The sequence below is a fragment of the Anabaenopsis elenkinii CCIBt3563 genome, assembly GCF_015245355.1.
GTDB lineage: Bacteria > Cyanobacteriota > Cyanobacteriia > Cyanobacteriales > Nostocaceae > Anabaenopsis > Anabaenopsis elenkinii.
Map to the genome: position 1 here is coordinate 2,565,935 of NZ_CP063311.1, position 12,801 is coordinate 2,578,735.

The 12,801-nt window shown below is 42.8% G+C and carries 9 protein-coding genes and 1 pseudogene; 5 read left to right on the forward strand and 5 right to left on the reverse strand.

All coding sequences use genetic code 11. The features are described 5' to 3' along the window. The first annotated feature begins 48 nt into the window (after positions 1-48). The 3 genes from IM676_RS11300 to IM676_RS11310 all read left to right on the forward strand — a co-directional run bounded on the left by IM676_RS11300 (position 49) and on the right by IM676_RS11310 (position 2,327). Positions 49-627: a hypothetical protein gene (locus tag IM676_RS11300; RefSeq protein WP_200987011.1), complete on the forward strand. Its 579-nt coding sequence runs from the start codon at positions 49-51 to the stop codon at positions 625-627. Positions 628-652: 25 nt separating this feature from the next. After that, the gene (locus tag IM676_RS11305; RefSeq protein ID WP_200990174.1) at positions 653-1,624 is read left to right on the forward strand and encodes a DUF4351 domain-containing protein; all 972 of its coding nucleotides are present in this window, start codon (positions 653-655) and stop codon (positions 1,622-1,624) included. A 133-nt stretch (positions 1,625-1,757) separates the two neighbouring features. Next, a complete protein-coding gene (locus IM676_RS11310) occupies positions 1,758-2,327 on the forward strand; it encodes a Uma2 family endonuclease (RefSeq protein ID WP_200987012.1) in 570 nt (189 codons plus the stop codon). 494 nt (positions 2,328-2,821) lie between these two features. On the opposite strand, the pseudogene IM676_RS11315 reads toward IM676_RS11310, so the two are convergent. The 5 genes and pseudogenes from IM676_RS11315 to gyrA form a co-directional block, all read right to left on the reverse strand. Next, positions 2,822-3,280: pseudogene (locus IM676_RS11315) on the reverse strand (HlyD family secretion protein); the annotation flags it as partial. A 52-nt stretch (positions 3,281-3,332) separates the two neighbouring features. Then, positions 3,333-6,059 (reverse strand): peptidase domain-containing ABC transporter, encoded by a 2,727-nt coding sequence (locus IM676_RS11320; protein ID WP_200987013.1) that lies wholly within the window; start codon positions 6,057-6,059, stop codon positions 3,333-3,335. Next, positions 5,953-6,675, reverse strand: a complete 723-nt coding sequence (locus IM676_RS11325; RefSeq protein WP_200987014.1) for a helix-turn-helix domain-containing protein — start codon at positions 6,673-6,675, stop codon at positions 5,953-5,955. The genes IM676_RS11320 and IM676_RS11325 overlap by 107 nt, the downstream gene beginning before the upstream one ends. 164 nt (positions 6,676-6,839) lie before the next feature. Further along, on the reverse strand, positions 6,840-8,417 hold the full coding sequence (gene lnt, locus IM676_RS11330; protein ID WP_200987015.1) for an apolipoprotein N-acyltransferase: 1,578 nt from the start codon (positions 8,415-8,417) through the stop codon (positions 6,840-6,842). Beyond that, positions 8,398-10,980 (reverse strand): DNA topoisomerase (ATP-hydrolyzing) subunit A, encoded by a 2,583-nt coding sequence (gyrA, locus tag IM676_RS11335; protein ID WP_200987016.1) that lies wholly within the window; start codon positions 10,978-10,980, stop codon positions 8,398-8,400. The genes lnt and gyrA overlap by 20 nt, the downstream gene beginning before the upstream one ends. A gap of 468 nt (positions 10,981-11,448) precedes the next feature. Here gyrA and IM676_RS11340 point away from each other — a divergent pair, with 468 nt between their 5' ends. Together IM676_RS11340 and IM676_RS11345 are read left to right on the forward strand one after the other, a co-directional pair. Next, on the forward strand, positions 11,449-11,667 hold the full coding sequence (locus tag IM676_RS11340; protein ID WP_200987017.1) for a hypothetical protein: 219 nt from the start codon (positions 11,449-11,451) through the stop codon (positions 11,665-11,667). Positions 11,668-11,715: 48 nt separating this feature from the next. Continuing rightward, on the forward strand, positions 11,716-12,636 hold the full coding sequence (locus IM676_RS11345; protein ID WP_200987018.1) for a histone deacetylase family protein: 921 nt from the start codon (positions 11,716-11,718) through the stop codon (positions 12,634-12,636). Positions 12,637-12,801: the final 165 nt, after the last annotated feature.

Sequence of the window (12,801 nt, forward strand, 5' to 3'; positions counted from 1 at the left end):
TTAATTGACCCCAGTCACACCTAATCGCCGTTTTCCCCATTGGTAGCTATGAAACACATTCTCAAATATGCTGATTTTTGGACTCTCACCCCTCTAATTTTCTCAGCTGCCATCTTACTATATGCAGGGCGAACCCTAGCTAATAATGCCGTTTTGCGTTCTCTTTTTTCCTGTCAAGCGCAAGGTTTAGGGGGAGTAATACCTACTATCAAAGTTTCCTATCAACAAGGGACAAACTTAAGCTTTCTCCCCGCAGGGGAAACAATTAAGAAAGTATGGTTAAATGACCCATCACAAGTAACAATGGACTTTGATGGTCCGATGTGTATGCAATTGGGAGCAGAACGTAACTTAAATTCCGGAGACTGTAAAAACTCAGCCGCAAATGTCATTCAACTGCGGCGCATTCCCCGGCTCAATATTCCCGGAATACCCAAAACGGATAATACACTTTTAACAGTAATTACCGAAGAAGGAAACAGGAGTAAACTCTATACTTTCAGAATCTTATATCAAGACACTGCTCCTGATTATCACACTTTAGCAATTTATCCCGACCCAGCCCCCAGGGAAATAGCTTGCGTCAGCAAATCAAATGAATTAATTTATACTCTTGACACACCCTAAGCTGCTGGGGGTGCAAACAAATAACATGAACGATCGCGCTGACTTTGATAGCCCTTGGAAGGAGATACTTACCGACTATTTTCCCCAAGCCATACAATTCTTTTTCCCAGCCACCGCCGCCCTAATTAACTGGGAGCTACCCCATGAATTTCTCAATCAGGAATTTCAACAAATTGCCCGTGATGCGGAGCAAGGTAAACGTTATGCTGACCAATTAGTGAAGGTTTGGCAACTTAACGGTGAAGAAATCTGGCTATTAATTCATGTGGAAATTCAAGCACAGAAAGAAAATGATTTTAGTCAGCGGATGTTCACCTATAACTTTCGCATCTTTGACCGCTTTGGTAAACCAGCCATTAGCTTGGCAATCTTGTGTGACAATAACCGCAAATGGAGACCGCATAATTACAGTTATAACTACCCCCAGACAAGATTAAACTTTGAATTTGGCATAGTTAAATTGTTAGATTATAAACAACGGTGGCAAGAATTAGAAAATAGTCATAATCCCTTTGCTACAGTGGTGATGGCGCACTTGAAAACCCAGCAGACACGCTCATCACCAACTGAACGGAAAACCTGGAAATTTAGCTTAATTCGTAGGTTATACGATTTAGGACTAAAAGAACAAGATATCCGGAATCTCTATCGCTTTATCGACTGGGTTATGATTTTACCAAAAGCACTGGAAAATCAATTGTGGTCAGAATTTAAGCAATTTGAACAGGAGCGGACTATGAGGTATGTTACCACCGGCGAGCGCATAGGTTATGAACGGGGAATACAAGAGGGTAGACAAGAGGGAATACAAGAGGGTAGACAAGAGGGTGAACTAACCCTGATTCTCAGACTCCTAAAAAAACGATACGGTGAATTATCCCCAGAATTACAGCAGCGCATCCAGTCTCTTTCCCTCAACCAATTAGAAGCCCTAGGGGAGGCGTTACTAGATTTGGGTAGTATGGCGGATTTACTCGATTGGTTGGAATCCCAGTAATTACTGTGGGGCGATCGCTCTTGTATCAGTATTTTCAAATACTAAATGGAGTGCAGGGGGCGATCGCCACTTACTCCTTCTATGGTTTATGAGGACAGAGATGGGGTATTTACGGTTTATAGGAGAAAAAATAATGACAGTTACAACCCCCAAGAACATGACCTTGGAAGAGTTTCTGCAATTTGATGATGGTACAGATAATTTATATGAATTGGAGAACGGCAAATTAATTTCTATGCCTTTAGAAAGTGAGCTAAATCGTCGGATAGCCATGTTTTTATTGGCATACTTCCTAAAATTAGGTATTCCCTATTACCGCTTGAGCATGAAAACAGAAATGGCCGTATATAGTCGCCAGGTGGGGGTGCGTGTTCCTGATTTGGTCTTGTTTTCTGAAGAATTGGCTCAGGTAATGCAAAGTGCTACACGCTCCCTAATTTTAATGGATATGCCGCAGCCGTTGTTGGTGATTGAGGTAGTCAGTCCAAATCAAGAAAATCGGGATTATCGTTACAAGCGCTCTGAGTATGCAACGCGGGGAATCCCTGAGTATTGGATTGTAGATCCCATACAGCAAAAGGTGACGGTTTTGCAGTGGGTAGAAGGTTTGTATGAGGAGCAGGTTTTTACTGGTGATATGGTGATTTGTTCCCCCTTGTTTTCTGAAATTAAGTTAACGGTAAATGATATTTGGCAATGTTAACTCAAATATTTATAAGGTCGGTGCGCCAGGCGATAACTATAATAAGGACTAACAGGATGTTTTAAAAGTTATGCTGAAGGTATCAAATATTGTTTTACCCCGCCTTCGGTGTGTTCCCCGGTTTCGGTGTTCCCTGTTCCCTAAGATGAAAATTACCTCTTGAAAACTTATCAAACAACCTCTAACTAATCAGGGAAAGACAAAATCTTCCCCTGATTTTTTTATATCAAGTAAATAAACTACACACCTTAATATCATCAATCTTGTGGGGTGGGCATCCTGCCCGCCCTTTTGTACCTAACTCAAATCAAAGGCGCTATAAATCTCAAATTAATCGGGACATAACTGTAACTATTTTGTCCCTTTTTTCTTAGCTATAATCCCGTATTTTGTCTGTTTCTTTGTATACTGTCTGACTTTTAAGCCCTAGTTACGGATATTTTATGTAATATACCGTTACAATTGCGGAAATTGTAGTGACAAAGCTGTAACTATTGATTTTGTTGCCGCTGGGTTGCCAAGGCAACAATTAACTGATTTTTTAACAGGTTTAACTGAGATAACCGATTTAATTGACCTTCTAATCTATCTTTGGTTTGTCGTAATTCTGCTTGCACTAGTTCTGATTCTAGTACCAATAAAGTCTGTCCATCTGTAACTACATCACCTACTTTGACTTGAATTTCTGCCACGGTTCCAGCAACGGGTGCATCTAGTCTGACTGTTTTACCTTGGGGTTCTAATCTTCCCCTAGCTGTACCTGTTTCATCGACGCGGGAAAACATCGCCCAGGGTAAAACTATGGATACAAATATAATCAGGAAGTATAGTAATCCCCTTGTCCACACTTGGGGTAAACTATCTAGTAGGTCTTTGGTGACATGAGACCAATCATCTATTAAGTTGGCTGGTTGTAGTGGTTCATGTTGCTCATGATTGATGCTATTTGGCATAATTCCCCTGGATGATAAATTGATAAATATTAATGGGATGAGAAGATGGTGTTCAGAAGTCGGGGTTATTGCCTGCATTATTTAACTGTTGTTGATTGAGATAGTAATAATGTCCCCGTTTAGCCATTAACTCGTTGTGGGTACCACTTTCAATTAATACCCCTTTATCGAGTACCAAAATTAAATCAGCATTGCGCACTGTGGAAAGACGATGAGCAATTACTAATGTGGTTCTACCCTTGAGGATGGTATTTAAGTTGTTTTGAATTATCCGTTCTGATTCAGCATCTAAATGGGAAGTGGCTTCATCTAAAATTAGCAGTGAGGGATTACCTAATAAAGCTCTTGCTATGGCAATTCGTTGTCGTTGTCCACCAGATAACATTCCCCCACCTTCACCGATTTGGGTTTCATAACCCATGGGTAACTTTTTGATAAACTCATCGGCCCCTGCTAACTCTGCCGCTTCTATAATTGTTTGTAAACTTGCCCCTGGGTGTGCTAAACTAATATTTTCGCGAATCGTACCGCCAAACAGAAAAGTATCTTGATCCACTACCCCCACCTGTTCCCGTAGGGAACGTAAGGACAGACTGGTAATATCATGTCCATCAATTAACACCTGACCATCTGTGGGGGGATACAAGCCTAAAACTAACTTAGAAATAGTTGTCTTTCCTGAACCACTGCGACCTACTAAAGCCACCATTTGCCCTGGTTTAACGGTAAAGCTGAGATTTTCTAAAACGTTAATATCACTTTCTGGGTGATAACGAAAGGTGACATGATCAAAACAAATATGACCTTGAATTGGTGGTAAAGATTGCCGGACTTGATGCTGTAAATCCTCTTCTGGTTCTGTATCCAAAACATCGTTAATCCGCTCTATAGCGATGGTTACTTCTTGTAACTCATTCCACAAAACAGTTAATCTTTGAAATGGGGTAATCACATTACCTAACAGCATATTAAATGCTACTAATTGCCCAATAGTTAACTGATTTTGAATTACTAGATATGCCCCATACCATAGTAAACCAGTAGTAACAACTCCCTCAATCAAATTACTAAAAATTTGCAGGCGATTACCGATAACTTGCCCAGAAAAGCTGGTTTTCACTCTTTTATTTAATAGCTCTTCCCAATGCCAACGTACCGTTTGCTCCACTGCTGTAGATTTAACGGTTCTCACCCCAGTCAAAGCTTCGATTAAATAACTACTTTCAGTAGCATGGGCGTTAAAAATTTCCCGAGATATCCGGCGTAAAAACGGGGTAGCAATCAAGGCTAATAGGAAAAAAGGCGGCAGAATTAATAGGGCTAAAAGTGCCATTTTCCAGCTATACCAAAACATCAACCCGACATAGATAAATACGGTGATTAAATCTAGTACAATAGATAAAGCCTCACCAGAAAGAAAGCCTTGAATCTTGGTATTTTCTTGAACACGGGAAATAATATCCCCTACATAACGAGACTCAAAGAAATTGAGGGGGAGACGCAGGGTATGGCGAATAAAAGCCACAATTAAAGCCACATCTAATTTATGGGCTGTGTGGTCTAATAAATATTGCCGTAACCCCATCATAGCCACACGAAATAAACTAAAAATTAGCAGACCTAAACCCACAGCAAATAAAGTTAATTCCGAACGTTGAACTACGACCCTATCTAAGATTAACTGAGTGAATAAAGGGGTAACTAAACCAAAGATTTGAATAAATATAGAAGCAGCAAATACTTCCAACATCACCAAGCCATGGGGCTTGATTAATTCAAAGAATTGCCAGAAGGGTGTGACGGTTTCGGGGGTATCTTTGAAAAATGCTGTGGGTTGCAGTAGCAGTGTGTAACCTGTCCAATTGTCTTTAAATTCGGCGTGGGTGAGGGTACGTTGACCAATGGCGGGGTCGGCGACAATGACGGATTTGCGGGTAACTTCATAAACAACAATGTAATGTTTACCTTCCCAGTGGACAATGGCGGGTAATTTTTGCTTGGCTAGTTGATCTAAACTAGCTTTTACTGGTCTGGTACTAAAGCCTATACTTTCAGCAGCGGTGGATAAACCCCGTAAAGATGAGCCATTGCGGTCAACATTAGCGATATCTCGTAAACGATTGACACTAAAGCGTTTACCCCAATAACGAGATACCATGACTAAACAAGCAGCACCACAATCTGAAGCACTTTGTTGAGCAAAAAACGGGTAACGGCGAATAGTTTTCTGTAGTAAATGTCCGACGCGCTGTGTAGGACTGGGGAGGTAAGCTTTACTAATCTTTTTTGATGTCTGGGTTGGTGTGACAGGTGGGGGGGTGATTTCCTTTGTGGGATGTGGAGGTGGTGAATCTGAAGTTACCAGTAAAGAATTAACTGCACGGGCCTGGGTGAATAAATGGTTTTGAATGTGGGGATATTTCTGCATCAAGGCTGACAAAACCGTAGCCGGAATGAAGCATAGTTGTAAATTAACACTGGCTCTAGCTCCATAGGGGTAAAAGTCAGCTTCTGGGAATAGGGTAAATTCGCCAAATGATTCTCCTGGTTCTAATGTAGTAATTAACTCATCTGCGTGATTCAACAGCCTGACTTTACCAGTGATGATAATGTATACACCACCATCTACATCTTTTCCTTGCCAAAACTTGCCGACCCTGGGGCTTTTGAATTTAAACTGTGAGTAGTAGTTGTGAAATTCTGCTGGGGAGAAAGAATGACCTAAAACCTGGTTGAACTGTTCTAGAGACAGCACAGAGACCGGTAGATTTTGCACCATAATTTTTTAAATGAGTATCTAAAGTGGGTTTAATATAGGAAATTACGGGATCTTCTAGAGGTGTGTCTGACTTCAAATCTTGAATCAAGATGCTAGGATTCCCAGTATTTCCCGTAGTTGTTTCTTGGTGATGATTGATTTGGCGACAAGTGGATAATCCCAATTGTTTAAGTAGTCGCTTAATGTGTCTATGGCTCAATTCCACACCAAATTCCTGAGCTAAATGTTCACCCAGCCATTTAACAGTCCACCGTGTAAAAGCATAACCATAGTCATGGGGACTACTAACCACCAATTCTTGCAAACGCTGTAAATAGTCGTTATTGACCACTTTAGGACGACCCACGGGACAATCACTCCATTGATGCGCCATACCACTCCTAGCCATGTGCATCCAGTGTCTAACCATTGCGGGACTACAGCCCAAAATGTGACAAATAACTCCTTGAGATTTCCCCTCATCTGCAAGTAGCATAATTTGAATCCGTAGCCGATATAAATCAGGTAAATCTGCTTGTAAACTTTTTTGTAATAGGTCTCGTTGAAATAGTGTCAAAAACTTACCTTTATTAAGGTCTTGAATTTGCTCCTCTCTCTTATATTTATGGACAGACATAAACAGAAATAGTGATAAAGAAACCCATTATATTATACAGAGTAATTTGGGCATCAACTCGAAATTATACAAATAATAACTTTGTGATAAAAGTATTATGAAAATATAAAAAAATTGAAAAATATTCAAGCTCCACCTTGCTGCTAACAACACCTGAGCAAGTGTTACTCTGTTAAGCCTGTGCGTCTGTGGGTGAGACGAATAACTTGATGGAGGAACACGGCCAACCCCAACAATACAACCGTCAACCAATCACCCCAACGCACGTATAAAGTGCGAGTTTCCCGCTTGTAGATAGTTTCAGCATGAGTTGCATAGGTATTATATCCAGATATCCATAAGGTGTGACCGTGGGGGTCAACAAAGGCGGAATATCCGGTATTAGTCGCCCGCACTGACCATCTATCGGTTTCAATAGCCCGCATTATATCCAAGGCGTGATGTTGAAATGGCATAGAGGGGCTGTAATGAGCATCGTTAGAAGCACTGAGAATAAATTGCCCCCCGGTAGCAGCTTGACTGCGAAATATTTCTGAGAAAGCGGAGTCATAACATATACCAACTATAGCCCGACCAAAGGGGGTATCAAATATCTGGTTGGTTTTCCCTGGTACTTGGTGAGCATCCAGAGGTGATAAGCGCCCAATTATACCGCCTAAAATCTCCTCAAAGGGTATATACTCCCCCAGTGGGACTAATTTAGTTTTGTCATAACGGCTAAAAATTTCACCTTTACCAGTGAAGGTAAATAAAGTATTTGTATAACTGGTTCCCTGTTCTCCAAAAGCCCCAACCCAAGCAACTACGCCTTTTTCTTGCACTGCTTGAATTAAGCTAGTGTTGGGGAGGTCGCGCTGAAAATAGGGTAAAGCTGCTTCTGGGGTAAGGACTGCATCAACACCTTGATCTACTAGATTGTAATATCCGGTGGTGTAACCTGCTAAAGCCCGCCGCAAACCTTGGGGTATAAGTTTTATTTCGTTGGGGATATTACCTTGGATGATTCCCACCTGCAAAGCTGCTGCTGGTGGTTGGGCGATGGGACGGCTATATAAATAAAACCCCAACAGGTGTAAAGTCATGAATAGTGATATGGCGATCGCCAAGTGTTTGTTGACCACCCGACCAGAGGAGGAACTTCTACTGTGGCGGTTAATCCATGCTTCTGCAATTAAACCATTGACTGCAACTATGGCGGCGGTGACGGTGTTCGGTCCTGATAGTTGACCCAGGTGTAAAATTACGAGGTTGTGGGGACTTTGTGTATAAGCCAAGGAACTCCACCACAGGGGTCCAGCACTCCAAAGACTTTCTAAGCCGCACCAAATAGCTGTACCAAATAGAACACGTATCCCCGATTTTTTCCCCCCCCAACGAGCCATAACCGCCCCCCACAGGGTGAGGAGCAACCCCCCAAGTAGGCTAATAAATGACCAACAAAACAGGGTAATTGCTAAACTTGGTAACCAAGGAACGCCCAACCAGTTCATAGGATGAATCCCAGTAATCCAGGATAGGGCGACACCATGATAGCCAACACCCCAGGCGAGTCCCAGGAGGGGGGGAGATGCAGGAGAGGTAAAAACTAACACCCACAGGGGGGCGAGGGCAACCCAGGCGAAAAACCATGCACCCACGGGGGCTACGGTTAGCCCCATTAAGACACCACTGGCGCAGGCGATCGCATAGGGGAGTAAGGTTGTTACCCTTTCGGGATATTTTTTACTCAGCTGCTTCCACATCTTCACCGGTATCAGGAGGAACTATAGCTACACCGTTAATGGCATCATCTTCATCCAGACGCTGCACTCTCACCCCAGTGGCCGATCGCGATTGTATGGAAATGGCATTCACCGCTTGACGGATAATTATACCACGATTAGTCACCATCATAATTTCATCGTTATCATTGTTAACAATCCGTAAGGTGGCTAATTGGTCTTTAATCTTACGGTTTTTGAATTTGGTAGCCATTAAACCCTGACCGGCCCGGTTTTGCAGTCGGAATTGGGCCACTGGTACGCGCTTACCATATCCGCCCATGGTAATTACTAACACCCAAGGACCAATAATACCGTTACTTGGTACTTCTAGGGATTCCTCCTGGTTATCTATGTCTGCGGTATCTATGTCTGCGGTTTCCTCTGTATTCAGGGTGTCCAGAATGGCGGCTGGGAGTATATCCATCCCTACGAGTTCATCGCCATTTTTTAGTTTCATGGCTCTGACTCCCCGAGTGGCTCTACCCAGAGGACGTAACTGTTCATGGGTACATCGAAAATGAATCGCCATTCCTTGACGAGAACCCACTAGTATGCTATCTTCCACCCTCGCCCGGCGTACCCAGCGCAGTTGGTCGCCTTCTTCCAGAGAAATAGCAATTAAGCCGTTAGCTCTGATGTTACTAAATGCAGCTAATTCCGTTTTCTTAATATTGCCGCCTTTGGTGAGCATAACTAGATATTCTTCACTGCTAAACTCATCTACGGGGACAATTGAGGTAATTTTTTCTTCCTTGGGAATGGGTAGCATTTGCACAATGGGTGTGCCGCGACTGGTACGGGAACCTACAGGAATTTGATAAGCTTTTAAACAGTAGACGACACCGCGATCGCTAAAGAACAAAACACTGTCATGGTCGCAGCAAGTTAAGAAATGCTCAATGGTATCATCATCTTTGACCTTAGCGGCGGCTTTCCCTCTGGTAGCGCGGCTTTGGGCTTCAAAGGTGTTGACAGGCATCCGTTTGATGTAGCCTTGTTCTGTAACTAAAATGATGGCTTTTTCATTAGCAATCAGGTCACGCTCATCTATATCGCCTTCACCGGGTAAAATTACTGTACGCCGGGGTGTAGCAAAGCTGGTTTTTAGCTGAGTGACTTCGGTTTCGATGATTTCTAGTATCCGTTCTCGCCGGGCTAAAATATCCTGTAAATCGGTAATTTGGGTTTGTAAATCTGCGTGTTCTTGACGAATTTTATCTGCTTCTAAGGCTGTCAAACGCCGCAGCTGCATCTGTAGGATAGCATCGGCTTGGACTTCTGACAGCCCATAATTTGTAATTAACTCGGCTTTGGCTGTGGGTGCGTCGGGTGCATGACGAATTAAAACAATAATTGCATCTAACTGAGATAAGGCAATTAATAACCCCTGGAGGAGATGATCACGAGCTTCGGCTTTTCGCAGTTCGTAGCGGGTGCGTCTGGTAATTGATTCAACGCGGAAATCTAGGAAGACTTCTAAGAACTTCTTCAGGGTGAGGATTTCCGGTTTACCATTCACCAAGGCCAGCATATTCGCCCCAAAGTTGGCTTGGAGGGGGGTTTGCTTGTAGAGGTTATTCAGGACTACACGGGGGTAAGCATCCCGCTTCAATTCAATCACGATTCTCATCCCATCGCGATCGCTTTCGTCCCGAATATCTGCAATTCCTTCCAGACGCTTCTCATTCACCATGTCGGCGATTTTTTCAATCAACCCCGCCTTATTAGTTTGGTAGGGTAACTCAGTGATAATAATTGCTTCTCTATCCGGTCGTCCTCGTTGTTCTACGGTTTCAATGGTAGCCACACCCCGCATAGTAATAGAACCGCGTCCAGTGGTGTAGGCTTCCCGAATCGCTGCTGTTCCCAACACCTGGGCCCCTGTGGGGAAATCTGGACCGGGAATATACTCCATTAATTCCAGGTCAGTGATTTCAGTGTTGTGAATCAGCGCCACCAAACCATCAATTAATTCCCCCAAGTTGTGAGGGGGGATATTGGTAGCCATACCCACCGCTATACCGGAGGAACCATTGAGCAATAATTGGGGGATGCGTGATGGTAACACTGTCGGTTCTTGTTGGGAACCGTCGAAGTTATCGATAAAATCTACAGTTTCTGATTCAATATCTTGGAGGAGGGACAGACTAGTTAAAGCTTGTAACCGACACTCTGTGTATCGCATGGCCGCCGGCGGATCATTATCTACCGAACCAAAGTTACCATGACCGTTAATCAGGGGCGATCGCATAGAAAAATCCTGTGCCATCCGTACCAAAGCATCATAGACCGCTGTATCACCGTGGGGGTGATATTTACCCAAAACTTCCCCAACTACACGGGCGCATTTACGAAATGGGCGATCGTGAGTCAGTCCCAGCTCGTGCATTGCGTAAAGGATGCGACGATGCACAGGTTTAAGACCATCCCTAGCATCTGGGAGCGCCCGACCCACAATCACGCTCATGGCGTATTCCAGATAAGACTGGGACATTTCATTGCGTAGGTCTGTGGGGATAATCCTCTCCTGTGAGGTTGTCATAATCTAAAAAACTCCAAAAAATCTAGATTTTAGCCCTTACGCTTGTTGTCAGCGTCAAATTATTCTGAATTAATCTTGAATAATTTACATATTTTTGTTAATATTCTAACATATTAACTCACCTTTTGCCTCTGAAGTCACCAGCGAAAATATTAGGCAATCAACTAGAAAACTAGAGCTTTTACCTGTAGTGCTATAAAAAACATTAGCCATGTTTTTTTATTAACTAGTTGCTATGAAAAAAAACATGGGAAATCTGATTTATAACTAATAGTTTAAATTCAACTTAATTGCCCAAAAAAAGTTATTTTCACATGAAGATATTCCTTTACTGATTCTCAGAGGATGTTTTATAACTTTTCAACAGGTAATTTTTATCTTAGGGAATAGGGAATTTAACTCCCACCGATAGTACCCCCTGACGACCACATGTATTAAGGTGAAGACTAGTAGTTAAAGGAAATTGCCATGAATCATAGAAAAGTTTCCCACCCAGGGGAAAAAGATCATTCAGAAGATGCTGCATCTCAATTAAGTCCAGAGGTGCTAGATATGATCAAACATCCTCCCAAAATGGATGATGTCATCCGCGCCCAGTCACCTGCTGAACGGAGGGGGAACCCTGCTTTAGTACCGGAGATGCTGGAGCAACCAATTGATGAAACCCTTGAGGAGCATGAAGGTTAGAGCAACAATCAGGATAGAATAACCCAGAGTATTCTGCTGTGTTGCCTTATGCTATCAGTCATTTATTCTGATGAGTTTCTAGACCACAAAACTGGGAGATATCATCCCGAAAAGCCAGAACGCTTGACAGTAATAGTTAATGCTCTCAAGTCAGCCGCCTTTGCAGAAAAAATTACTTGGCTTACCCCTACGCCAGCATCAGCAAGGCCATCCCTGATACCCACACTACTCAAAGCCCATGATCCAGCCTACATCAACAAGGTTAAAGAAATAGCTACCAGTGGAGGGGGTTATTTAGACGGTGATACACCAGTTTCCTCCCGCAGTTATGATGTAGCATTGTTGGCAGTAAGTGCCTGGCTGGATGGGGTTAATACTGTACTCACCTCCGCTAACCCAGCTTTTGTCTTAGCACGTCCACCGGGACACCATGCTGAACGTAATACTGGTATGGGCTTTTGTTTATTTTCCCATGCAGCGATCGCCGCTTTATATGCCCTGGAACAACCAGGAGTTAACCGCGTCGCCATTCTCGACTGGGATGTACATCATGGCAATGGTACCCAGGCGATCGTCGAAACTCACCCCAAAATTGCATACTGTTCTTTACACCAGTATCCGTGTTATCCCGGTACTGGCGCAGCTTCTGAGGGGGGACTATATGATAATGTCTTGAATTTACCGATACCCCCTGGTAGTAATATCACCATATATCAGCCACTCATAGAAACGAAGGTAATACCGTTTTTAGCTGAGTTTCAGGCAGATTTACTGATTGTCAGTGCTGGTTATGATGCCAATCAGTCAGATCCTTTAAGCAATATCAATTTACAGCCTCAAGACTATGCATTATTTACAAATGCTTGTCTAGGACTAACTCGGAAAATTCTCTTTGGTTTAGAAGGTGGTTATGATTTTACCTCACTCTCCCAATCTGTATTAGCCACCCTGGAAAGCTGCTTAATTTAACTTAAATATCTCTTGTAGGATGCGTCAGACCCTCTAAATTGTGGAAATCAAGAGATTTTTGATATCTGACGCACCTAAATATTAATTTATTAGGAGTTACGCATTGACAGAATAACAAAATAGTGAATTGATAAATATAGGTCGTCTACTTGCTAGGTATCAGAC